25 protein-coding genes are annotated in these 23,532 nt (G+C 26.3%); 8 read left to right on the top strand and 17 right to left on the bottom strand.

Annotated elements, in window-relative coordinates; all coding sequences use genetic code 11:
- Positions 1-8 precede the first annotated feature (8 nt).
- The 6 genes from BT997_RS11030 (at position 9) to BT997_RS11005 (ending at position 3,487) form a co-directional block, all read left to right on the top strand.
- Positions 9-566 (top strand): TlpA disulfide reductase family protein, encoded by a 558-nt coding sequence (locus BT997_RS11030; protein ID WP_072681952.1) that lies wholly within the window; start codon positions 9-11, stop codon positions 564-566.
- A 91-nt stretch (positions 567-657) separates the two neighbouring features.
- Positions 658-990, top strand: coding sequence for a hypothetical protein (locus BT997_RS11025; protein WP_072681951.1), 333 nt, complete (start codon positions 658-660; stop codon positions 988-990).
- Between the two features lie 73 nt (positions 991-1,063).
- A complete protein-coding gene (locus BT997_RS11020; protein ID WP_072681950.1) occupies positions 1,064-2,260 on the top strand; it encodes a hypothetical protein in 1,197 nt (398 codons plus the stop codon).
- Between the two features lie 14 nt (positions 2,261-2,274).
- Entirely contained in the window at positions 2,275-2,568 is a 294-nt protein-coding gene (locus tag BT997_RS11015; protein ID WP_072681949.1) for a hypothetical protein, read from the top strand.
- Between the two features lies 1 nt (position 2,569).
- Complete coding sequence (locus BT997_RS11010) at positions 2,570-2,950, top strand: S24 family peptidase (RefSeq protein ID WP_072681948.1); 381 nt, start codon at positions 2,570-2,572, stop codon at positions 2,948-2,950.
- 216 nt (positions 2,951-3,166) lie between these two features.
- Complete coding sequence (locus BT997_RS11005) at positions 3,167-3,487, top strand: hypothetical protein (RefSeq protein WP_072681947.1); 321 nt, start codon at positions 3,167-3,169, stop codon at positions 3,485-3,487.
- A gap of 22 nt (positions 3,488-3,509) precedes the next feature.
- Here the strand turns inward: BT997_RS11005 and BT997_RS11000 are convergent, their stop codons facing one another.
- From BT997_RS11000 to BT997_RS10990, 3 genes are all read right to left on the bottom strand, one after another.
- Positions 3,510-3,920, bottom strand: a complete 411-nt coding sequence (locus BT997_RS11000; RefSeq protein ID WP_072681946.1) for an Rrf2 family transcriptional regulator — start codon at positions 3,918-3,920, stop codon at positions 3,510-3,512.
- A gap of 279 nt (positions 3,921-4,199) precedes the next feature.
- The gene (locus BT997_RS10995) at positions 4,200-4,667 is read right to left on the bottom strand and encodes a ferritin family protein (protein ID WP_072681945.1); all 468 of its coding nucleotides are present in this window, start codon (positions 4,665-4,667) and stop codon (positions 4,200-4,202) included.
- A gap of 69 nt (positions 4,668-4,736) precedes the next feature.
- Positions 4,737-5,483, bottom strand: a complete 747-nt coding sequence (locus tag BT997_RS10990) for a hypothetical protein (protein WP_072681944.1) — start codon at positions 5,481-5,483, stop codon at positions 4,737-4,739.
- A 335-nt stretch (positions 5,484-5,818) separates the two neighbouring features.
- Here BT997_RS10990 and BT997_RS10985 point away from each other — a divergent pair, with 335 nt between their 5' ends.
- Complete coding sequence (locus BT997_RS10985; RefSeq protein ID WP_072681943.1) at positions 5,819-6,934, top strand: pyridoxal phosphate-dependent aminotransferase; 1,116 nt, start codon at positions 5,819-5,821, stop codon at positions 6,932-6,934.
- Here BT997_RS10985 and BT997_RS10980 read toward each other — a convergent pair whose 3' ends face one another.
- The 8 genes from BT997_RS10980 to BT997_RS10945 form a co-directional block, all read right to left on the bottom strand.
- Positions 6,935-7,564 (bottom strand): HAD family phosphatase, encoded by a 630-nt coding sequence (locus BT997_RS10980; RefSeq protein WP_072681942.1) that lies wholly within the window; start codon positions 7,562-7,564, stop codon positions 6,935-6,937.
- 65 nt (positions 7,565-7,629) lie between these two features.
- Positions 7,630-8,037, bottom strand: coding sequence for a ModE family transcriptional regulator (locus BT997_RS10975; protein WP_072681941.1), 408 nt, complete (start codon positions 8,035-8,037; stop codon positions 7,630-7,632).
- A 288-nt stretch (positions 8,038-8,325) separates the two neighbouring features.
- Complete coding sequence (locus tag BT997_RS10970) at positions 8,326-8,892, bottom strand: TIGR00730 family Rossman fold protein (RefSeq protein WP_072681984.1); 567 nt, start codon at positions 8,890-8,892, stop codon at positions 8,326-8,328.
- Position 8,893: 1 nt separating this feature from the next.
- Entirely contained in the window at positions 8,894-9,088 is a 195-nt protein-coding gene (locus BT997_RS10965; RefSeq protein ID WP_072681940.1) for a CPXCG motif-containing cysteine-rich protein, read from the bottom strand.
- Entirely contained in the window at positions 9,081-11,591 is a 2,511-nt protein-coding gene (locus BT997_RS10960) for an RND family transporter (RefSeq protein ID WP_072681939.1), read from the bottom strand. Before BT997_RS10960 ends, BT997_RS10965 begins: the two co-directional genes overlap by 8 nt.
- Before the next feature lie 6 nt (positions 11,592-11,597).
- Positions 11,598-12,179 carry an ABC transporter substrate-binding protein gene (locus tag BT997_RS10955; RefSeq protein WP_072681938.1) on the bottom strand — a complete coding sequence of 194 codons (582 nt, stop codon included), beginning with the start codon at positions 12,177-12,179 and terminating at the stop codon, positions 11,598-11,600.
- Positions 12,180-12,181: 2 nt separating this feature from the next.
- The gene (locus tag BT997_RS10950; RefSeq protein ID WP_083568692.1) at positions 12,182-13,042 is read right to left on the bottom strand and encodes a VacJ family lipoprotein; all 861 of its coding nucleotides are present in this window, start codon (positions 13,040-13,042) and stop codon (positions 12,182-12,184) included.
- Positions 13,043-13,111: 69 nt separating this feature from the next.
- Complete coding sequence (locus BT997_RS10945) at positions 13,112-13,963, bottom strand: M23 family metallopeptidase (RefSeq protein WP_072681937.1); 852 nt, start codon at positions 13,961-13,963, stop codon at positions 13,112-13,114.
- A 105-nt stretch (positions 13,964-14,068) separates the two neighbouring features.
- On the opposite strand from BT997_RS10945, the gene BT997_RS10940 reads away from it, so the two are divergent.
- Positions 14,069-14,779 (top strand): YebC/PmpR family DNA-binding transcriptional regulator, encoded by a 711-nt coding sequence (locus BT997_RS10940; RefSeq protein ID WP_072681936.1) that lies wholly within the window; start codon positions 14,069-14,071, stop codon positions 14,777-14,779.
- A 49-nt stretch (positions 14,780-14,828) separates the two neighbouring features.
- Here the strand turns inward: BT997_RS10940 and BT997_RS10935 are convergent, their stop codons facing one another.
- From BT997_RS10935 to BT997_RS10910, 6 genes are all read right to left on the bottom strand, one after another.
- Positions 14,829-15,647: a M48 family metallopeptidase gene (locus BT997_RS10935; RefSeq protein ID WP_258239475.1), complete on the bottom strand. Its 819-nt coding sequence runs from the start codon at positions 15,645-15,647 to the stop codon at positions 14,829-14,831.
- Position 15,648: 1 nt separating this feature from the next.
- Positions 15,649-16,443, bottom strand: a complete 795-nt coding sequence (locus tag BT997_RS10930) for a DUF3108 domain-containing protein (RefSeq protein ID WP_072681935.1) — start codon at positions 16,441-16,443, stop codon at positions 15,649-15,651.
- Between the two features lie 63 nt (positions 16,444-16,506).
- Positions 16,507-16,947, bottom strand: a complete 441-nt coding sequence (locus BT997_RS10925) for a YiiD C-terminal domain-containing protein (protein WP_072681934.1) — start codon at positions 16,945-16,947, stop codon at positions 16,507-16,509.
- Positions 16,947-19,070: an alpha/beta fold hydrolase gene (locus BT997_RS10920; protein WP_072681933.1), complete on the bottom strand. Its 2,124-nt coding sequence runs from the start codon at positions 19,068-19,070 to the stop codon at positions 16,947-16,949. The genes BT997_RS10925 and BT997_RS10920 overlap by 1 nt, the downstream gene beginning before the upstream one ends.
- Positions 19,067-21,427, bottom strand: a complete 2,361-nt coding sequence (locus tag BT997_RS10915) for an acyl-CoA dehydrogenase (RefSeq protein WP_072681932.1) — start codon at positions 21,425-21,427, stop codon at positions 19,067-19,069. Before BT997_RS10915 ends, BT997_RS10920 begins: the two co-directional genes overlap by 4 nt.
- Positions 21,415-23,532, bottom strand: a complete 2,118-nt coding sequence (locus tag BT997_RS10910) for a 3-hydroxyacyl-CoA dehydrogenase NAD-binding domain-containing protein (protein WP_072681931.1) — start codon at positions 23,530-23,532, stop codon at positions 21,415-21,417. The genes BT997_RS10915 and BT997_RS10910 overlap by 13 nt, the downstream gene beginning before the upstream one ends.

Genomic DNA, 23,532 nt, shown 5'->3' with positions numbered 1-23,532 from the left:
GGAAAAAAATGAAAAAACTTTTTTTAATTTTTAGTTCGCTTATTGCGATACTAATATTTAGTGGATGTAATTCAGATGAAGAAGCAACAACTATTATTGAAGATAATAAAAGCTTTAAAGAATTAAAAGCACAGAGTAATAAAAATTACTCATTTAAAACTACAGATGGTAATACAATCGAGTTTAAAGTTGAAAATGATGTTTTAACATCAAAACAATTAAATGGCAAATATGTGATGCTAAATTTTTGGGCAACTTGGTGTGCTCCTTGTCTTAGAGAGATGCCAATTTTAACCTCTTTACAGGAAAAACATAAAGATAAGTTCCAAATTATTGGTATATTAGTAGAAAAAAATAAAGATGTTAAAGAGTTAGCAGATTTTATGACAAAATATAAAATAAATTTTCCTGTAACAATTGGAGAAGAGAATTATAGAATAGCAAAAGCTTTTGATGATGTTAAAATGTTTCCGGAATCTTTTGTTTATGGACCTGATGGAAAGTTCTTAAAAAAATATATTGGTGAAGTTGAGTTTTCTGATATTGAGAATTTAATTAATAAATAAAATGCGTTAAAAAGTCACATCGTACTTTATAGTTTAGATTAATTTAGTGAATAAATTTTTTTAAAACTACTAATAAGGTATGATGTACTTTATGAAATATATTTTAATCACAATATTATCTTCAATCTTACTTTTTGCTTCTTCTCTTGGAGATGTTGACAAAGGTCACACTTATTTTAGATATATAATCAATCCAATTATTAATGTCAAAGGAGATATGTTTACTATTAAACATACTAAAAAAGAGTGGGAAGATCTTTTTTCAAATAATGCTCAGGGATTTAAAAGCAAATATAGCACAATAAATGATGATTTTAAGAAGTTTTTATCAAGTGAAAAATTTGATAATATAGCTTTAGATTTAAAAGCATTTTTTATTTATTATGCAAAAGATTCTGATATAAAACCTCAGTGTGGTGAATAAATTATAAATAAAAATCAAGTTTATTTTTGTATACTAATATCTTAAGTTTACAAATACTTTAGAAGGAAAAACAATGTCAGTTACCGAGTTTTTATCGATTGCAAAAGAATCAAAATATAATATACTGGATATTTATAAACAAGCTCCCAATGAGGTTTTAATACTTATAGGTGTCATTTTATTTATTCTTTTAGTAATTTACTTTTTAATAAGAAGATCAATTAAAATTTCTTTTGCTGTAAAGTTAGTTGATAAAATCCAAGACTCAAAAAGTTATGATGAATATAATGAAAAAATCTCTGCATTAGTTGATGAACTTCCAAAAAGAGGATTAAAAGTTGCAGATGTATTAAATGCAAGTAAGGATCATATTTTATTTAGAACATCTAAACTTTTAGCAAATATGAGTATTTCAGATAAAATTGATAAGTATTTAGAAGTTTCACAAAAGTATAAACAATTAGCAGATGGTTCTGCAAAGTATAAAAATCAAGAATTAACAGAGTTTTATGACACAAAATCAAAAGAGTTATTAGATATAAATTTAAATGAAGAGATAGCTTACTATTATCAAAATACGTATTTTACGAGTGATGAAGTAAATAATGTTAATAGAATCATTAAGTATGCAAATACTTTAGAAGATTCATCTACAATATTAACACCAATGATAGATACTATAAACCAATTTTCTTATGGATACAATTTAGAATTATTTAAATTTATTGAAGCTTTAGATGAAAAAGAATCAAAACAAGTATATAAAAATTGTAATGAAAAAGTTGAGGAGTTATTAACTAGTGGAGAATCAGAAGTATCTATTAATATATTAGATTACTTACTGGAAAAAGAAGAAAATCAGAAAGTTTATGATTATATTTCTTCTTTAAAATTAAGTGGATATTTACAACAGTTACATGATTTATATTTTAATAAAAAAGATGATATTAATTTAGATTTGGCATTTATTGCTAATCCTACTAAGATTAACTCAGAGTATAAGCACTATCTAGATGAGTCTTTAACTAGCAACTGGAGAGATCCAGAGTATATTGAGTTTATTTCTAAAGCTCCTGGAGTTCTTGAAGTTCTTGGACATATGGAATTTAGAACACTTATTGAAAGAATAGATAATATAAGTATTGAAAATGAAAATAGAAAAATGGTTGAAGAAGCATTAACTATTGCAAAAAGAGCAGAATCTATTGCCCTTGAAGCTAAGTCTTTAAATAAAAAGCCAATTATTGTTCCATCTACACCTTCAAATTAAAGTAGGAAATTAAAATGTCAGAATTACTAATCCTTATTTTGGCATTTTTAATCCTTGCTTTTATAATATATATTTTTTCAAAAAAATCTATAACTTCTTCTAAACCTGCACCTATAAAAAAAGAGGAGCTCATAAAAAAATATGAAGATGAGATGACTGAAATTATAAATAGATATAAAGATGATAGTATAAATCTACAACAAAAGAAAATAGAGTATTTAAAATTAGCAAGTCATCAATTACATAATAATATTTTTTTTGATGCCCAAGAAGCAAAAGAAATTGTAAAAAAATTAGCAAGCTTGTAATATGGAAAAATTAGATTTAATTACTTTAGAGTATAAAGATATTTTTGACAATAATAAAGATAAGAAAATTGAGTTTTCAAAAGACTTATTACCCAAAAAATATAATCTAAATTCTTTATTTGTTGTAAGAGTTGATGGTGAGTCAATGCAACCTGTTATTAATGATAGAGCATTAGTTGTCGCTGATTTATCACAAAAAGAGATTATAAATGATTCTATATATTTAGTTTATAAAGAAAATAAAATGTGGATTAAAAAAGCTCTTATCTTAGATGGTAAAACAAGGTTTGTATCTATAAATAGTGATTATTCTCATTTAATTTATGATTTAAAAGATATCCATGTTGTGGCAAAAGTTTTATTAACTTTTAGAACTTTTTAACAAACGATAATATATTTAGAAGTTAAATCAGAAATTTTCTTTAAACTAAGTTTTATACTGAACTTGCAATTGAAATTCCTCTTATTAGTATATTCTTCTTATAATATAAATAAAAAAGAATATGTAAATTTAATTGCTACCTAAAGGTAGTATTAAGTATAAATAGAATACTATTCGATTAAATACTACTTATAGGTAGTGATAAAAAGGATAAAAATGAAAAAATTAATTTTATTAAGTAGTTTAACATATGCAATGTTTGCAAATGAAGTTGTTGCTGTGGATGAAGCAAATAAGTTTTTGACTGCATTAAAAAATATGGATGATAAAATAGTAAACACAATGGTTCAAAATGATAAAAAAAGTATTTTAAATTCGTTAGATAATCATATCTTATATTTTAGAGATATAAAAGTAAGTGGTATCAGACAAGCTGATGAATATGGTCATTATTTTGTTACTTTAGATAATGAAGAATTTAATAAGTTAGAATTAAAAAGAGATAATAACGGAAAATATAAAATAATAGGTTTATAAAAGAAGAGGGTAATCCTCTTCTTTAAAACTTGATTGCTTGTTCTGTTAAAATTTTTAGTGATTTTTTTTCAAACATTTTTAGTAAAAGATTTTTTGGTTTTTGCCAATCATCATGTAATCCACATTTATTGGTACCTGTGCATAAGCCTACGCCAAGTAAGCACTCTTTTTTTTCAATACTTTCATTTACGGCATTGAGTATATCAGATACAAAAATCTCACTTGAATCTTTTGTTAATACAAAACCACCTTCTCGTCCTCTTTGTGATGTAATTAATCCTGCTTTTGTAAGAGAAGTCATTAGTTTAGTTAAATATTTATATGGAATATCCAAGCTCTCAGATATTTTCTTTGCATTATATTTGTTAATACTATCTTTTGCAATTAATATCAATATTCTAATTGCATATTTAGAAGTTGTATTGAGTTTCAATATATTTCCTAATTTTTATATATTTTATATTTTATGATAATTTTGCTTAAATTAATTCTACTTAAAGGTAGTATTAAGTTTTAATTGTATATTATTTCATATACCACTCCTAGGTAGAAATTAAATTTTTACGTTTGAAGTAGTTATATTATTCAAGAAAAGTATTTCTCTTCTCCTAAAAGTGCCTATTCTGGACTTGAAAATATTTCATACGTAAGAAAAGTTTATGATTTAAAACTAAAAGCAGTGAAAACCTTCTGCTTTTAGTTTTTAGTAGTATTAAAATTCTGCGCTTGCAACCCAGTCAGCTGGTTCTTCAAGAAATGCTACAATTTCTTCAAGAATTTGTTTATGTTTGATTTCTTCTTTTGCAACATGTAGAAAAATCTTTTTTTGTTTTTCATTATCTAGTTCAGCTGCTTTTTCAGCATAAAAATCATGAGAGTCTTCTTCTCTTGCAATTGCATCTTTGTAAAATTTAATTTGGTCAGCATCAAAAGTTACATTATCTTTTTCTTCATTAAGTGTTTGAAAAATTGTTTGAGTATCAGTGATTAAGTCTAATTCTTCTAAATCCATGTCCTCTTTTTTCATCATATTTTTAAAAACATTGTAATGTTTAACTTCTTCATCAGCTAGCATAGTAAAGATTCTTTTTAGTCCTGCATTTGTTGCAGCAGCTGCCATTTCTCTATAGTATGCTTCTCCTTCTTTTTCAACTTTCATAGCGTATTCGTAAACATTCATATTTGTCCCTTTAACTTTAATTTATAAAATAATATCACACAAAATATATAAAGTCAATTTAAGTTAACTTTATTCGTAAGGAATTGAAACAGGTGGGTTAGATTCAAACGATTTTTTGATTGAATGGTTAATTGCATGTTTATATTTTGAGTACTGTACAGGAGATGCAAACTGTAATAATTCAATAGAACCATCAAGTGTTTTCTCTTTTTTGTATACAAATGCAACTTTTTTACCCATTTGCACTGTTCTATCATAGATTAATTTGGCATAATCATTTATATATGGAAATTCTTTTGGATTTATCTTTTCACCCCATGCAAAAAATACAAATTTCCCTGTTGGAATAATATTTTGTGCATCAAGATACATAATATCTCTATCAAATTCAGTATTTTGAGAAGAATTATATGTTTCTAAATCTGCATTGAATTTCATAAGTAGTTGTGAAGCGTCAATATTTTCTTCAACTAAATTAAATAAATTTTTTATTTCTACGAGTTTCCCTTGGCATTGTTTAGCCATTGCTTGTTTAAAAGTAGTTATATAACTTTCTGCTTTTAATTCAATATATTCATCAAATTGATCAAAATCTTGTTCTAATAAAAATTTGTTAGAATCAAAACCAATTGGAGTTACGACAGGGTTATAAAGAAAGACTGTTCCTGCAATGTTCTTTTTTCTATCTTTATTTGTTTTTATTAATTGTTTTAATTCTTTAGGAGTTATTGTTTCATCCTCTTTATTAAAATATAAATAACTAGATGTTAAAAAAAGTTCTTCATATTTAGTTTCTAAAATTCCAAAATATTGCATGTTAATCCTTAAATAATATATGCAATGCTATCAAAAAGTTGCTCAGGTTATGTTAAAGTGACTTCTAAATAATAAACTTTTTCCTTGAAACTTAAATGAGACTAAAATACTCCTATTTGTTTTTTATTTATAAAACTGTTTAAGGCTAATCTGTTATAGTTTCAATACATTAAGAATTTGATGTAAAACTACACAGCCAAATTACACAATGTAAATTAATGCAAGTATTAATTCTTCTCCTTCACTTGGTTAATTTCATTGTGTTATATTCCTCAAAATTACTTATTATCCTAACTTAGATATAATATTTTCTTTAATTATAAATAGGATATTTAATGAGATACGAAAAAATGAGCTCTTTTATTGTTATGGATATTGTAAGAGATGCTTTAAAATACGAAGATACGATACACTTTGAAATAGGACAACCTGATTTAACTCCAAGTCCAAAAGTGAAAAAAAGACTAAAAAAAGCTTTAGATGATGATAAGTTCTCTTATACAGAAAGTCTAGGACTTTTAGAGTTAAGAAAAAAGATTGTTAAACATTATAAAAAAACTTACAATGTTAAAATAGATGATTCACAAGTTTTATTAACACCAGGAACATCAGGTGCTTTTTTAATTGCATATACTTTGACTTTGAAACACAAAGGAAAGTTAGGATTAAGTGATCCCTCATACCCATGTTATAAAAACTTTGCTCATATGTTTGATATTGACCCTGTTTTTATGAATATTGATAAATCAACAGACTATCAGTTAAATATTGAACATTTAAAAAATAATGATATTGATGCCCTTCAAATATCTTCTCCTTCAAATCCAACAGGTAATATTTATAATAAAAAGAATTTAAAAGAGTTAGTTAATTATTGTGATGATAATGGTATCTCTTTTATATCAGATGAATTGTATCATGGTTTAGTATATGAAAAAGAGGCTCACTCTGCTTTAGAATTCTCAAAAAGTGTTTTTGTGATAAATGGTTTTTCAAAGTATTATTGTATGCCAGGACTTAGATTAGGATGGATTATTGTTCCAAAACATTTAAGCAGAGAAGCAGAAATTATTGCTCAAAATATTTTTATATCTGCACCAACACTTTCCCAATATGCAGCTTTAGAAGCTTTTGATTATGAGTATTTAAAAAGTATAAAAAAGACTTTTAAAAAGAGAAGAAATTATTTATATAAAGAGTTAGATGAAATTTTTGAAGTAGATGCAAAGCCAGATGGGGCTTTTTATTTATGGGCAAATGTATCAAAATATACAAATGATAGTTTTGCTTTTGCAAAAGAGTTATTAGAGAATATTCATATTGCTACTACACCAGGAATTGATTTTGGAGATAATAAAACAAATCAATATTTAAGATTTGCATATACAAGAGATATAAAGCATATGAAAGAGGGTATTAAAAGATTGAAAAAATATCTTAAGAAAAGATAGTTATAAAAGAGTTTTTAACTCTTTTAAACTATCTATAAAATAATTTGCTTTTGAAAAATCATGTGATTTAGTAAACTCATTTTTTACTATTACACATTCTATGCCTGCATTATATGCAGAAGTTAAACCTCTTTGAGAATCTTCAACTATTATTGTTTCTTCTTTTTTTGCATTAAATTTTTTAAGTCCTGCAAGATATGGGTCAGGGTAGGGTTTAGCCCTTTTATATTCTTCTACACATAAAGTAAAATCCATAAAATCTACTATTCCTCTATTTTTATGAATTAAATCAAAATCGACTCTTCTTGATGTTGTAATGATAGCCATTTTATATTTATTACTAAGTTGTGATAAAATATCTTTTACTCCATCTATTTCAATATCTTTAGTTTGTAAAAATTCTTGATAGTATATATCTCTTTTAAATCTTTGGGCATCAATAATTTCTTTTTTTATACCTTGTTTTTGAGCAACTTCCCATGCTGTTCCACCTCTTGCCATAATTTCCATGTAAACGTCTTCATCAAGTTTTATATTTAATTCATTTAGTGCTTTTACATTTGCTTCGAAGTACCATTTCTCAGTTTCTACTAATACTCCATCATTATCAAAAAGAATATATTTTTTCAAGGATGCCTTTCAAGTTTTTTGAAAGTATACAAAAAATAAGTAGTAAAAAGATTTAAATAAAAGGTTTAGGCATCATCGTATTTCTCAAATTCTTCATCATAGAAGCATCCAAGTTGACAATGTGTTACTTTAATGTCAGAGTTGTTAATTGCAGAACCTACTTTTCTAAGGCTCATACCTTTATCCCTTGCAGTATAAAATGCTACTTCACAATCAATTTTTTTCTCATGTGCAAAGTTTCTAGATAATTTGTCATAAATATTATCATCAAGTTCTGAAAATTTTAATTTTCCAAATACTCCAAGTTCACAATTAGTTATTTTGATATTCATAGATTTAGTTATTTCATCCATATCTTTTGGTTTCATACCAATAAGACGAGCAACTTTAAAAGCTTTTAAACAAGATAATTTTCCATCTTCATCTAAATTTGTAAGTAATAAATCTGTTTGAATCTTATCAAGTTTTTTCATTTTTTCTAGGTACCCTTTTTATATCTGATAAATTTGGTTGGGATTATACATTTATAACATAACAATAACATAGCAATTATATAATTTTGGTGTGAAATTAATGTGATTTATTAACTCTTTTTGATTTATTAAATAAAAAAAAACAGAGAGATCAAAAATCGCTCTGTTTTTTAGGAGAGTTGTTCGCAAAAATTCTATAAGTAGTTCGCAGTTACTTATTTTGTATAAAAATTATAACGCTTATGTATTAATGATAGAGAAACAAAAAGTTAATCAAGAGTTAATGGTTTAAGAGAGTTCCCATTTACTTTTTGGAGCTTTATATTTTAAAAAAGAGTTATAAATAAAACTTATATCATCACTTATTATAATTGCATCTAAATGTTCTTGCTTTATGAAACCTTCTATTACGCAGTTTTCTAGAAAACCAATAAGTTTATTATAGTATCCATTTTGATTATATAAAGCACATGGTTTATTATGACTTCCTATTTGTATAGAAGTAAAAACTTCACTTATTTCTTCTAGTGTTCCATATCCCCCTGGAATTGCTATAAAAGCATCAGAAAGTTCTTCCATTTTTGCTTTTCTTTCTCTTATATCATTCACATAGTAAATATTTGAAATATTATTGTTTAATATCTCTTTATTTGCTAAGTCTTTTGGAATTACACCATGAATTTGCATATTTAATTTTATAGCTTCATTTGAAATTGTTCCCATAAGTCCGGATTTACTTCCTCCATAAACTATTGAAACATTTTTTTTAGATAAATAGTTGATTATTTCTTTTGCTTTTTCTTCATAGATTTTTTCATTTCCAAATGAAGAACCACAATAAATAGCTATATTCATATTAAAACTCATTACCTTCTATTGCATTATATGAGAAAGCAGTTACTTCTCCTTCTTCAACACAATAATCTATATCAATAGGTCTACAACAAACTTCGCAGTCATCGACAACATTTGTAAAACCTTCTACTCCTGTATCAAGTAAAATAGTTATAGCTTGTCTACAGTAAGGACATTGAAGATGTTTTTCAAACATGTGATTTTACTTTAGACCCATAAGGCTTAAATAATATCAATAATCTTGGCAATAAAAGTAAAGCAGAAGCTAAGATTGTTATCATTACAACTACTGTTAAAACACCAAAATATATTGTAGGAATTAAGTTTGATAAAACTAAAATAGAGAATCCAACAATAACTACTAATGAAGTATATGTCATTGCATATCCAATACTTTCATGTGATCTTTTCATTGCATTTAAATAATTATGGTCTTTTTTATACTCTTCATAAAATCTATGGATATAGTGAATAGTATCATCCACTCCAATTCCAATAGATATAGCAGCAATAGTAATTGTCATAATATCAAGAGGGATGTTAAACCAACCCATAATACCAAATATAATTGATATAGGAACTATGTTAGCTAAAATTGCAATGATAGCTATTTTAAGTGATTTAAAGAGTATTAAAAACATAATAAATAAGATGGCAACTACAAATCCCAAAGTTTTAATTTGAGAGTCAAATAAAGATTGAAGCATATTATTGTATAAAATCATTAAGTTAGAAAGTCTATGTTCAATTGAACTATCATTTATAACAGTATCAAGTTCTTTGTTTATCTTATTTATTAAATCATTTCTTCTTAGATTTGGATTTGAATCTACTATTCTAATACTTATTCTTGCTTGATTATGTTCTATATTTATATATGGATCTAAAATAATTTGTTTGTATTCTATAGGAAGTTTATTATATAAAAGTGCTAATTTAAATCCATCTAAATCTTCCCCTTTATTTAAAAGCTTACCTATTTTTAAAAGTGTTGCAAGTGATTGTACTTTTCCAACTTCAGGAAGAGTATTTAAATAATCATGCACTTTTGTAATAGCTTTCATTTTGTCTTCAGAGAACCAATATTGTGCATCATTTGTTTCTTCTTCATATTCCTCATCAAATGAATCAAAATCGTCTTCTATTTCTTCTTTATTTATTTCTTCTTTTACTTCAACAGTAGGCTCTTCATTAGAATTAAAAGTTAAAATAACATCTAAAGGAGTAGTTCCTCCTAAATGTTCATCTATAACTTCCATTCCTTTATATATTTCTGTACTTTTTTTAAAGTAGTTAATAAAGCTATTTTCTACAATTAATTTTGATGCCCCAGTTAAACTAAATATTACTAGTAAAATTGAACCTATGATAATAGACGGTCCTCTTTTTTCAACTAAATGAGTTGATCCACTTATTATTCCTAATTTAAATTTAGATTCATTTGTTGCATTTACTCTTTTTAGCATTATTAGAATAGCTGGAAAAACAATAAATGCAATTAGTAAAGATATTGCAATTCCTGTGCTCATCATCCAGCCTAAATTTTTAACAGGCTGAATTCCAGAAAGAACAAGTGAACCAAAGCCTGCAATAGTCGTAATTATTGCAAAAAATGATGGATTTAATTTTGAAAGAATAGTATTTATTACAAGTTTATATTGACTAGATTTTGTATATTTTGCACTTAATTCTCTATATCTTACAACAAGGTGTAAAACTATTGAAATAGTAATAATTAACTGCAAAGCAATAAAGTTTGATGATATTACAGTAACTTCCCAACCAAATAAACCTAATGTTCCTGCCGTTGATACAACAGATAAGGTACAAATTATTATAGGAAGAATTATCCATATTGTTTGTCTAAAAATAATCCATAAAATAAGAATCAAAAGTAAAACTAAAGTTGAACCATAAATTAGAAGGTCATTTTTTACAAAACCAACTATATCATCTGCAATCATATTTACTCCACCTAAAAATAGTGAAGAGTTTTTATTTTGATATTTAGATAAAATAGTTCTAATTGCTTCTATATTTTCATGGTCTTTAACTCTTTGTATATCTCTATGGTTTTTAAATTCTATTATAGTTTTTTGAAGTTCTTTTATTTCTTCTTTTGTAATTTTATTTTCTCTTTTTTTTGATAATAAAGAGTTTCTTTTTTCAAGTAATTCTATATATTTATCATCATTTTTTAAATTTAAAAGAAGTGCAGTAGTTGTGAAATCTAAACTAACTAAGTTATTTTTATAAATTTCTGATTCTAGGAACTCCTTTTTTACAAGAGTTTTATCAATGTCTTTACTACTTAATGTTTTTATATTATTTACAAGCTGAGTTAATTCTTGTACAGGAGATTGAAGTAAAGGAACATTTAGTATTGAGGTAATAGATTCTATTTTTTCAAGTTTTAATAATTCATCACTTATATTTTTTATCTTATTTAATGACTTTTCAGATAATAAATCACCATTTGGTTTATAAGTAACTAATAAAAAGTTTGGGTTATAGTATCTTTTACTAATTGTTCTTGTAAATTGTAAATCTTTATCGTCATCAAGTAGAAGTGTTTCAGCAGAAGCATCAATTTCTAGTTTTGTAGAATAAAAAGCTAGAAAAGAGATACCCAATAAAAGAAAAATAAGTACTTTTATTGGGTGTTTTAGAACATATAAGTCATAAAACTTTTTTATCATAAACTTTTATTTTTTTGTTTTTAAATGTGTTAACAATTCTTGAAAAGTTTTATCTTTTAAGAACCCTTTGAATTGTGCTTGGTATGTTTTTATAATACTAACACCTATTAAGTCCACATCATATATTAACCAAGTATCTACAGCATTTTTAACTTTGTAAAACTTATAATTGATATCATGTTTAGCATCTTTTCCAACTAATTGTGTTTTTAAAATAAGTCTATTTCTTTTAGGTTCTTCTGTACCTATTATTTTTACTAGCTCATCTGTATATAAATCAAGTTTATCAACATAAGAATCTTTCAGCATTTGAGTGAAAATTTTAATAAATTCAATTCTTTGTTCTTTTGAAATTTTTTTCCAAGTTCTACCTAAAGATAATCTTGACATTAATGTATAATCAAAAGCAGCGTTCATAATCGAAATAATTTCATTTGCTTTTTCATCTTTTGATAGATTTGAATCTTTTAGTACTATTAAAACCTTATCAATTTTATTAGTCATTTCTATTTCTATATTTGCTTTTGTCATTGCAAAACTACAGGTTGCAAATAATAAAATGAAAGGTAAAATTAATTTTCTGATCACTTTTATTCCTTAATTAGTTTTTCTCTGTTTTGTGTATATATATCTTTTAAAAATGGATATAAATCATCTATCGCATCTTTTTTTAAGTTTTCATATTTCCCTAAATTTAAAGATGTTCTATTTAATGTACTAAATACAGTAATCCCTAAAGTTTTTTCAGGTCTATCTGGAATCTTATACTTAATAGAACTTACATCTGTTAATGGGTTTATATAGTTATCTCCAACTGAACCAATAACATCTCTAAGGTTAGATGGTCCATATATTGGAAGAACAATATGAAAACCTTCTCCAACTCCATAATATCCTAGAGTTTGTCCAAAATCTTCTTCTCTTTTTTCTAAATTAAAGCTCTCTTTTGCTGGATCCATAAAACCTAGAATACCAACTGTAGAGTTAACAGCAAATCTTCCTAACTCTTCTGCTGCATAATTAATTTTAAATTGTAATATGTTATTTACAAATCGTATAGGAAAAGTTATATTATGTAAAAAATTAGATATTCCAACTCGTGCTTCTTCTGGAACTACTTCAGCATAGCCTTTAGCAACAGGAGTTAAAAAATTTATATACATGAAATCATTAAATGAAGTCATAACTCTATTATAAGGTTCAAGGGGATCCATTGATTCTTTTGCATCTTTAAATTCATCAGAAAAATCATCTTCAAATTCATCATTGCTAGTAAGTGAATCTTTTTGAATCTCTTTTATCGCTCGTTCTTTACCAAAAAGTTCGTATGTTTTTCTATCTTTTTCATTTACATATTCAAATTCTAAATTTTCAGTAACTTTATAATGTGATGTAACAGAACATGCATTAAAAGTAATTATGATAAATAGAAAAATAATTAGATTTTTCATTTTTTCCCTTAACTCTTTATATTAGACTAATAGAATATCTAAAATTTTTATAAAAAAAGCTGAATACAACTAAAAATTATTTAACAGCTTCATCAATTGTAACGGATCTACCTGAATACCATGGACTCTAAAAGAAAAATGTAAATGTGGACCAGTAACTCTCCCTGTGCTTCCACTTAAGCCAACAATTTCACCTTTTTTAATATAATCTCCACTCTTATAATTCATGCTACTTAAATGAAAATAACAAGAATATATTCCTTGCCCATGATTTATAACAATAGAGTTTCCTGCATAAAATCTATCTTCTGATATTACAACTATCCCATCATTTATTGCTTTAATTGGTGTTCCTACAGATGCTTTAAAATCAGTACCACTATGATAGGACTTTAAACTACCATTATAAACTCTTTTTTTACCAAAAGAGCTAGTTATATCTGAGTTTATAGGTTTAATTGATTTGTCTTTTATATAAAAAATATCTGTAGTTGTGTTATATATTTTCATTGCAGAAGCATACTCTTTTTTAGTTCTTTTTTTATTTTTTTTACTTAAACTAACTTTTCCTTTTGCAACATTTATAGTTTCACTTTTATATTTTCCATCAACAACTTTTATATTGATGCCTTTAAATATTTTTTTATCATTTTTTATATAAGAAATAATAATTCTATAATTACCTAATTTTTTATAATATGAAACAGGTATTAAAGCATAATATGTATCTATTTTGTTAGGGTATTCAAAAAATTTTATATTGTGTTTATCAAATGTAAGTTTAGGATTGTTTATATCTTTTTCTTTTAATGTTACTAAAACTGTATTTGCATTTTTAACTTCGTTAGAAGAAACTGAAACTTGTGCTGATAATAGACTACTTGTAAGTAGTGTAAATAGGATAATAATTTTATAAGTCATTATGTATTATATCAAAAAATAATGTTGAAAATATGTGTTTTATAAACTTAATATATCAAACCTGATATAATCGTCAAAAAATTATATAAATTATTGGAGTTGTTTATGGGTAGAGCCTTTGAATATAGGAAAGCGTCAAAGATGAAAAGATGGGGAGCAATGTCTCGACTTTTCCCAAAACTAGCAAAAGCTATTGAAATGGCAGCTAAAGCAGGTGTTGCAGATCCTGAAATGAATTCAGCACTTAGAACGGCAATTTTAAATGCAAAAGCTGAAAATATGCCAAAGTCAAATATTGATGCAGCTATTAAAAGAGCAACTGGAAAAGATTCTGCAAATTATGTAGATGTAAACTTTGAAGGAAAAGGACCTCATGGGGTTTTAGTATTTGTTGAAACTGCAACAGATAATAATACAAGAACAGTTGCAAATGTAAAAATGCATTTTAATAAAAATGGTGGTTCAATGGCACCAACTGGATCTTTAGAATTTTTCTTTGATCGAAAAGCAATTTTCGAATTTAATAAAACTGAGGATATGGATTTAGAAGAGTTAGAATTAGAGCTTATTGATGCAGGTCTTGAAGAGATTGAAGAAGAAGATGGAATTGTATTAGTAACTGCTGATTATAAAGATTTTGGTACTTTAAATAAAGCATTTGAAGATATGGGAATAGAACTTACAAAAGCAAAATTAGAAAGAATTTCAAATAATCCTCAAGAATATACAGAAGAACAGCAAGAAGAAATTGCCAAGTTATTAGAAAAACTTGATGAAGATGATGATGTTCAAGCTGTATTTACAAATATGGCATAATTTATTATCAAAACCTTTTAATATTTTATAAATTAGGTAAGAAAATCAATTAATTGATTTTCTTACCTAAATTTGAACTAGTATTTTTTATTGAATTTTCCATTCTTGGATGAGATTTTTTTATTTCTGAAATAACTCTATTTATATTAGCCATTCTGGTACTTGAGTTTGGGTGAGTAGAAAAAAACTCTGCTCCTTCTTTTTTACCTCCACTCATATTTTTCCAAAAATTTAATGCTTCATAGATATTATATCCAGCTTGATACATTAAGTGAATACCTATTTCATCTGCTTCATTTTCTTGCACCCTTCCATATGGAAGTAAAACTCCATATTGAGTTCCTAAACCAAAAGCAATATTAAAAGATTGCGTAAGATGTGGAGCTTGAGAACCTAAAATAATATTACCAATAAGTTGTGCTCCATTCGCTACCATCCCTGAACTTACTCTTTCTGCACCGTGACGAGCAAGTGCATGGGCTATTTCATGAGACATTACTGTTGCTAATTGGTCATCATTTTTTGCAGCTTTTAAAATACCTGTATAAACTACAACTTTACCTCCTGGTAAACAAAAAGCATTTTGTGCTTTATTTTCAACTAGGTTAAATTCCCACTTATAATCATTTCTATTTACAACTCTTGCAATTTTATAACCAATTTCTTTTACTCTTTTTGCATCTCTTGTATTGTAGATAACTTTTGATTTTTTAAGAGTATCATTATAAGATTTTTCACCTAGTGCTAATTCTTGTGATTGTGACATTAAAATCATTTGACTTCTTTTTGTAACTGGAGCCTTATGTGTACATCCTATAAATAGCGTAGCTATACAAACTACAACAATGTATTTAATCATTTTTTGCATATTATCCCTCATCTGTTTTAAATTTAACCATTTTACCAACAATATCCCCAAAGAATAAAACATCTTTTAGCACAGCATAACTACAAAAACCATTATGGTCTAAAGATATGAGTAGTTCTCCTCGTTTACTTTGAAATATTTTTTGATTTATAAATGCGGTAAATTTTGATTTATCATCTGTTTTTAACACTTCATTCATCTGTTTTAATTTTTCTGTTGTAGGCATTAAAATATTTATAATACCTTTTGTTTTATTAGCACCAACTGCATTTAGAGTGTATTCTTTTCCATTTTCATATTTAACAAGTTTTTGATTAATATTAAAAAATAGTGATAAAATATCATCTTTTGCAAAATAATCTAATTCTGAGTTTTTTTCTTCATCTATATTAATAAGCACTTTTTTAAATGAACTATTCATTTTTTTTTCTATACCAGTTTTTTTATCATTTACTAATATTTTTTTTTCTTTATGGTTAAAAGTATATATTCTAACTCTTTTTTTGTAATCATCTTTTTTTGTTTTTATAAATTTGTTTGGGATAAATTGATTATTAACAAATTTTCCATAACTTTCATATATCTCTTCACGATTATTTGTTAAGTATTTTGCCATACCAGTTGTTTTGGCTTTAATTTTTATTTTATATGAGTTCTTATTTATTTCTAAAGTTGTTGTTGCAATTCCTAAATCTAGAAAGTTTCCATAAGTTATATCATATTTTGCTTCAACATGTTTTGCAAATAAATTTAGAGTTAATACTAAGAATATAAATAATAAAATCAGTTTTTTCATAGTTTGATTATAACATAATTGTTGTATAAAAAAAGTGAATTTCTAAATAGAAAAGCCTTTATATCAAACCTTGATAACGTAAATTCCTTCAAACTCTACACAAACTTTTTCATTTTCGATTATTTTTGATTTTATTTTAAGTGAAGCACTTCCTTTTAACTTTAGTTTTTCTTTTACTAATTCTAATTGTTCATATGTAGGCAAATTGGTTTCACAATATATATCTTTTGTAACGGGTGCTCTATATGCTGTATCACTTTTAATAATTGCAATCATTGGGTTTTTATAGCCAAGTGCGTCTATTTTTAAAAAACAACTACTCCATGCAGAAATTGTAACTATAGTACTTAAGCTTCCAGCAAAACCAGTGCCTTTGTCATTTATATTTATATCAAGTGGTGCAGTTGTAATAAGTTTTTCTTTATCAATTGCTTTTACATGTAGTTTCATAAGTTTTGTCATAGGAATTTGAGAATGTAGTTTATTCTCTAAAGTTTTTAGCATCAATCTTCCTTTTCTAATATATCAATAAAAGAGTAAATCTCTTCAAATAACTCTTTTGTATTTTCTCCTTTTATAATAATATGATTATCTAAATCTAACATTAATAACTCTTTTTTTTCTGATTTAATTTTTTCATAAATCTCATAAGCAGAACTTGGATTTACAACAGGGTCATTTTTTGCTTGAATTATGAATGTAGGTGTTTGTATTTTAGGTATATTTTTTTGAGTTTTTTTCATAAGTAAACTTAGTTGCTCTATTGAATCTACATAGTGTTTATTATAATTTACTTCAGGATTTTCTGAATCATTGTCTACATACTCTTTTACATAACTTTTTGCATTGAATGCTTCTAATAAATCATTCCAAAAAGATAGGGCAGGTAGAAGAGTTTTTATTCTAATATCATTTAAATGTAAAGCTGCATTTATACAGATAATTCCACCAATCTCATCATAACACTTTTTTGTACTTAGAAGTGCTAAAAGTCCCCCTGTAGAAAAACCTACTATATATATTTTTTTGTATTTTAATGTTGCAATTGCAATAGCTCTACAAACTGAAAGATACCAGTCTTGCCAAGTAGTCTCTTTTAAATCTTTTGGACTAGTTCCATGTCCTCTAAGTCTTGGTGCATAAACATTGAGACCTTTTGAATGAATATATTTAGCCATTTCTAATACTTCTTTAGGAGCAGAAGAAAAACCGTGTAAAGTAATTACACATGACTCACTATCACTATTTTCAAAGGTAAAAGGAATACCTGTTTTTCTTGGTTTCAAATCTTCATCGGCAATATATTTAGCATAGTCATTTTCATATTCAAATACTTCTTCTATTTTTAAAAGTTCATATAGTTTTTTATTTATTTTTTCATCTGATAGATTAACTAAATCTTTAACTATCTTGTTAACTTCATCTATGATTAATACTTCATTTAAGATTACACGCATTATATTTCTAAGTCTTATTGTATGATGGGTATATGTATTTAAAAGATTTTCTTTATGTATTATATACTCATCATCTGTTTGTGTTAAGATTTCATCTTTTAGAGCAACTTTTAGGATGCTTTCAAAAGGTTCATAAGGTTCGTACGATACTAGTTTAATAATATCCCCATTTAGGTTTTCATTAAAATACATACAATTCATTTTAATTGCATTTGCTACAAGATATAAAACTCTTTTAAAATGAATTTTATTGATTCTTTTTTTAGGATGCATAAAAAGTGTTAGTGCAAATATATGATCAAAATTTACTGTCAAACTTTTATATATTTTTGTCATAAAATTATGTGTTAAAGAGTATCTGTATTTATTGATTATTTTAGCTTGATTTAACTCTTTCTCATAAATATCAGCTAATATTTTTTTTGTACTTACTGGTTCAAGTATTTGAATAGTAATTTTTGAATTTAGTGCAATGTTTCCTTCTATCTCTAGTTCTTCTAAAAAGTTTTCACCTATATTATCTAAAAATTTAACAGCCATATCCGTTAAAAAGTTTCTACCTGTTCGTAAGTTTGAATAGGTAATGTTTATAGGTACTATCATTGTTTCATTTTTTTGTATTTCTTTACACTCTTTAATAAAATACTTTCTTTGAAATTTAGTACTATTTTTTATTTTATTGTTAAAATAGTCTTCTCTCAAAAGTTGGGAGTTTAAAGCAAAAAAAGCAGAACCTGTATGAACTCTTTGACAAGCTCCATCTATTTTTACACAAAAATGATCACCTTCTTTAGTGATATCTTTTGCTTTTACCATCATTCCTTCTGGAAATATCATCCAGTCTTTACAACCAGTTATTAAATCTCCAATCATGATATTATTTCTACATGGTTCTGATTTTCTCATTGCTCCTAACTCTTCTAAATAAGAGCCAAAATATGTTTTAAATAAAGAATCATCAGCAATAACACCAACTTTTTTATCTGTTAAGTCATAGATTGCATAAGGTACAATCATAGCTTCCATTCTTGTAAAGTGATTTGCTACAAAAATTCTAGGATTATTTTTAGGTATATTTTCTACACCTTTTATTTCAATATCAGCATCTAAAACTTTTTCTAAGATATTCAAAATAAATCCATTTGAATTTAGTAGCAAATTTTTTTTCATCGCATTGCCTTATACGTTCTAACTTTAAATGCATCAACTGAAATAATATCTTGTTTAAGTTTGTATGCTTTTAAAAGTTTTGTTGACTCAGTACTAGTAATCAATTCAAGTTCAAGCGCTTTTTCTATCATTTTATCAACACTCTGTTTTTCAATTACACCATCTTTTACTGCTTGTTTAATTTTTGTAAAAATAGAACTTACTTCTACATTTAATTTTTTTGCTTCTTGTAATTTTGTAAATCTATCTTTTTTACTAGTTGATACAAAAATATTTTCTGTAAGTTTATTTAGATGTTCTATGTCTTTTAGTTTTGAAACGATTCTTGCATTTAATTTATCACTAGATTTAATACCTATTGCATTTAACTTAATAAATGGAATAAATATTCTAAGTACACCTATATTGTTATAAATATCTTCACGTGCAATTTGAATTTGATTAAAAGCATAATGACAAACATAATCTACTAAATCCCTATGCTCTTTATTTGGATTGTTTTCATACTCTCTTAGTGTTGCAGTTATTAAATAACTATAAGAAAGAATGTCTCCAAACCTAGCACTTATATTTTCTCTTTTTTTCAATGCTGGTCCAATTACTGCAAGAGCTAAGTTTGTTAAAAATGTAAAGTCAGCACTTACCCAAACAAGTTTTTGCTTATATCTTTGGAACTCTCCTTTTGTTCTAACAAAGAATCCACGAGTAAGATAATAAACAACTGTTTTACATAGTGCAGAAGTTGCAAGTCCAACATGTGAGAAAAAGGCGTCATCAAATGCTTTTACATCATTGTCTTTTAGTGCATTTATTTGTTTATAAATATATGGGTGTGATTTTATTAAGCCTTGTCCGAATTGCATAAGATTTCTTGTAAGAATATTTGCACCTTCAACTGTTATTGAAATTGGTAGTGCAAAATATGCATGAGCTAAGAAATTTTTTTCACCTCTTATAATTGCACTTCCACCTAATACATCCATAGAGTCATTTATCACTTCTCTAAACTTTTCAGTTGCATGATATTTCATAACTGAGTTTATAACTCCTGGTTTGTGTCCATTATCAATTGCATCTAGAGTATAGTTTCTTGCAGCATTTAACATATATGTAAAAGCAGCAACTTTTGCAATTTTTTCTTCAACACCCTCAAAGTGACTAATTGTTAAACCAAATTGCTCCCTTAAGTTAGAATATGAAGATAATACATTTAGTGCAAATTTACTTCCACCTAAAGATACACTTGGAAGTGAAATACCACGACCAATAGATAAAGACTCAACTAACATTTGCCAACCATGTCCTATACCATCAACTCCACCAATTACATCATCAATATCTATAATCACATCTTTACCATATAATGGAGAGTTTACAAAAGGAATACCAAGAGGGTCATGTCTTCTTGAGTTGTCAACACCTTTTATTTTATGGTCTACTAAACCAAAAGTAATACCTAAGTCTTCTTTATCACCTAATAGATGTTCAGGATCACTTAGTCTAAATGCAAGACCAATTAAAGTTGCAATACTTCCAAGAGTAATATAACGTTTCTCAAAGTTTAGTCTAATTTTTAATTTTCCTTCTTCATCTTTAAAAATCACACCATTTGATGTTAATGATGTGGCATCACTACCTGCATTTGGTTCTGTTAGACCAAAACAAGGTACTTGTTTACCAACAGCTAAATCTTGAAGATAGTTGTCTTTTTGTTCTTGAGTTCCATGTTTTAATATTAACTCAGCAGGTCCAAGTGAATTTGGAACCATAACTGTAATTGCTAAAACTTGAGAACGTGAAACAAGTTTTTCAATGATATATGAATGAGCAGTAGCAGAGAAACCTAATCCTCCATACTCTTTTGGAATAATCATACCAAAGAACTTTTTCTCTTTTATATATTTCCAAACTTCAGGACTTAAATCTCTATCTTGGAATATTTCCCAATCAGTTGTCATTTCACAAAGTTCATTTACTTCATTGTCTAAGAAAGCTTGTTCCTCTTCTGTAAGAGTTGTGACTTTTTCATTTTTTATTGCATCAAAATCTACTTTTGCTTCAAAAAAGTTTGACTCAACCCAGTTTGTACCGGCTTGTAGTGCTGCTTCTTCTGTTGCAGAAATTTTAGGCATTAAACCTTTTTGATTTATGAAATTTACTAGTTTTGAAGTTATAAATTTGATTCTAAATTGTTTGACACTAAGAATTACTGCAATGGCAATTAAGAAAGGCCATATAAAAAACGAAATATCAAAAAATACAAATGAGTAAACACCAATTATTATTAAACTATAAAGAATAGGAAAGGAATAAAATCCTAACGCACATACAATTATTAAAAATATTAAGAAATCCATAACTCTTCTCCTGTTTTAAAATTTTTCTTATTTTCTACAAGTTTTATAAGTAAGTTACTTGGTTTAAATCTTTTCCCATATCTATTATCTAAATCTTTTAATGTATTTAAAATATTTTCTAATCCAACATCATTTGCATAGTTTAGTAATCCACCTTTATATGGAGGGAAACCACTTCCTGTAATCATTGCAAAGTTTATAACATCTGCACTTTTTACTATACCTTCTTCTAAACATCTAGATGCTTCATTTATCATAATATAAATACATCTTTGAATAATTTGTTCATCAGAAAATTGTCTATTTAGATTATATGGTTTTGTAACTTCTTCATTTACTTTTGTTTTTCTATTTTTATGAATATAGAAACCTTTTTTATTTTTTGCTCCTAAAAGTTTTAAATCATTATATACTCTATCTAATATGGGAGCCATTGGCATCCTATCCCCATATGCCTCATTTAAAATCTTAGTAACTTTATATCCAATATCAATACCAACAGTATCAGCAAGAATAAATGGACCCATAGGCATACCAAAGTCTTTAAGTACTTTATCTATTTTAGAAACACTTAAACCTTCTTCAAGTATAAAAGCAGCTTCATTTAAATAAGGTAATAAAATTCTATTTACAATAAATCCTGCACAATCGCCTACAACAATTGGCGTTTTCCCACAAGATACTAAAAGTTCTGTAACACGGTTTATTGTTTTTTTAGATGTGTGTGATGAAGGTATAATTTCAACTAAAGGCATCATATTTACAGGATTGAAAAAGTGGACTCCTACAAAATTCTTTTTATTTTTAAGTTCACTACTTAATTTCTCAATGGAAATTGATGAGGTATTAGATGCAATGATAGAATCTTTTCCTAATACTTTTTCAAGTTCCGCAAAAGTGTCTTTTTTTGCTTCTTCATCTTCTATAATTGCTTCAATTGCTAGTTCTGTATTGTTCATACCATCATAGTTATCTGTATATGAAAGTTTATTTAATTTAAATTCAAGTTGATTTTTTGTCATAGATCTTCTTTTTATAGAAGATGAATATAGTTTTGCTACAAAACTCAAAATTGAATTTGCTTGTTCTATCTTTCTTAATTTAATTCTAACTTCACTTAAAAATTTTGAGAAAAGCCAAATAATACCTTTACCCATAACTCCATTTCCAACAACAACTACATCAGAAATAGGTTTATCTGTTTTTTTAAAAGATTTGTTGAATTTTTCAAATAGGAAAAAAAGCTCTATCATATATTTTGATTCTTTAGTAGCCGCTAGTTTACTAAAGGCTTTTGCTTCTACAAATATACCTTCATTATATGCTTTGCCAAAAGTTTGTTTTATAACTTCTAGTGCCATATATGGAGCGTTGAAGTCCCTATTAACTTTTTTCTCGATAGATTTTAGAGTTTTATAATATACAAATTCTCTTGTTAATGAATATTTTTCTAAAATACTATTCATAAAAGATAGTTTTTTCTTTTTTATTTCACCATTGATTGCTTTTTGAATAAAAGTAGCTAATTTAAACTCTTTTTGTCCATTATCAAAGATTTCATTTACAAGTCCTATTCTTAATGCTTTTTTAGAATCAATAGTTTTTCCAGTTAATATTAAATCTAGTGAATTTATAAGTCCAATTACTCTTGGTGCTCTTTGTGTTCCACCAAGACCAGGAAAGAAACCAAGTTTAATTTCTGGAAATGCAAGTTTTGTTTTTGCTCCTGTTGTTGCAACTCTATAGTCACAACATAAAGCAAGTTCTAATCCTCCACCCATACACGCACCATTTATATACGCAATTGTAGGATAAGGTAAATTTGCTAGTTTATCAAAGATTTCATCACCTTTTATAATCTGGGTATAAACTTCTTTTTCTGTTTTCATGGCTTCTATTTCTTTAATATCAGCACCTGCTACAAAAATATTTGGCTTATTACTTTGAATTACAAGAGCATTTATTGATGAATCATTTTTGATTTGGTCTAATAAAGCTTCTAATTCTTCTAAAACTTTAAAACTTAGTTTATTTACTTTTTCATTTTGTAAATCAAAAGTAATGGTTGCAATACTATTTTCAATTTTTAAATCTAAATTTGCCAT

The organism is Arcobacter sp. LA11, assembly GCF_001895145.1.
In the GTDB taxonomy this organism is placed as follows: domain Bacteria; phylum Campylobacterota; class Campylobacteria; order Campylobacterales; family Arcobacteraceae; genus Halarcobacter.
Note: the sequence above shows the minus strand (reverse complement) of the source record. Positions and strands in the feature narration are given on the sequence as shown.

Bases quoted from the DNA above. Each gene is read 5' to 3' on its own strand.
- BT997_RS10950 (WP_083568692.1), bottom strand. From the start codon at position 13,042: ATGAAAAATCTAATTATTTTTCTATTTATCATAATTACTTTTAATGCA.
- BT997_RS11020 (WP_072681950.1), top strand. From the start codon at position 1,064: ATGTCAGTTACCGAGTTTTTATCGATTGCAAAAGAATCAAAATATAAT.
- BT997_RS10965 (WP_072681940.1), bottom strand. From the start codon at position 9,088: ATGTTTGAAAAACATCTTCAATGTCCTTACTGTAGACAAGCTATAACT.
- BT997_RS10935 (WP_258239475.1), bottom strand. From the start codon at position 15,647: ATGCAAAAAATGATTAAATACATTGTTGTAGTTTGTATAGCTACGCTA.
- BT997_RS10915 (WP_072681932.1), bottom strand. From the start codon at position 21,427: ATGGATTTCTTAATATTTTTAATAATTGTATGTGCGTTAGGATTTTAT.
- BT997_RS10940 (WP_072681936.1), top strand. From the start codon at position 14,069: ATGGGTAGAGCCTTTGAATATAGGAAAGCGTCAAAGATGAAAAGATGG.
- BT997_RS11030 (WP_072681952.1), top strand. From the start codon at position 9: ATGAAAAAACTTTTTTTAATTTTTAGTTCGCTTATTGCGATACTAATA.
- BT997_RS10975 (WP_072681941.1), bottom strand. From the start codon at position 8,037: ATGAAAAAACTTGATAAGATTCAAACAGATTTATTACTTACAAATTTA.
- BT997_RS11025 (WP_072681951.1), top strand. From the start codon at position 658: ATGAAATATATTTTAATCACAATATTATCTTCAATCTTACTTTTTGCT.
- BT997_RS10910 (WP_072681931.1), bottom strand. From the start codon at position 23,532: ATGGCAAATTTAGATTTAAAAATTGAAAATAGTATTGCAACCATTACT.
- BT997_RS10995 (WP_072681945.1), bottom strand. From the start codon at position 4,667: ATGAATGTTTACGAATACGCTATGAAAGTTGAAAAAGAAGGAGAAGCA.
- BT997_RS10990 (WP_072681944.1), bottom strand. From the start codon at position 5,483: ATGCAATATTTTGGAATTTTAGAAACTAAATATGAAGAACTTTTTTTA.
- BT997_RS10945 (WP_072681937.1), bottom strand. From the start codon at position 13,963: ATGACTTATAAAATTATTATCCTATTTACACTACTTACAAGTAGTCTA.
- BT997_RS10985 (WP_072681943.1), top strand. From the start codon at position 5,819: ATGAGATACGAAAAAATGAGCTCTTTTATTGTTATGGATATTGTAAGA.
- BT997_RS11010 (WP_072681948.1), top strand. From the start codon at position 2,570: ATGGAAAAATTAGATTTAATTACTTTAGAGTATAAAGATATTTTTGAC.
- BT997_RS10920 (WP_072681933.1), bottom strand. From the start codon at position 19,070: ATGAAAAAAAATTTGCTACTAAATTCAAATGGATTTATTTTGAATATC.
- BT997_RS10960 (WP_072681939.1), bottom strand. From the start codon at position 11,591: ATGATAAAAAAGTTTTATGACTTATATGTTCTAAAACACCCAATAAAA.
- BT997_RS10925 (WP_072681934.1), bottom strand. From the start codon at position 16,947: ATGCTAAAAACTTTAGAGAATAAACTACATTCTCAAATTCCTATGACA.
- BT997_RS11005 (WP_072681947.1), top strand. From the start codon at position 3,167: ATGAAAAAATTAATTTTATTAAGTAGTTTAACATATGCAATGTTTGCA.
- BT997_RS10930 (WP_072681935.1), bottom strand. From the start codon at position 16,443: ATGAAAAAACTGATTTTATTATTTATATTCTTAGTATTAACTCTAAAT.
- BT997_RS10970 (WP_072681984.1), bottom strand. From the start codon at position 8,892: ATGAATATAGCTATTTATTGTGGTTCTTCATTTGGAAATGAAAAAATC.
- BT997_RS11015 (WP_072681949.1), top strand. From the start codon at position 2,275: ATGTCAGAATTACTAATCCTTATTTTGGCATTTTTAATCCTTGCTTTT.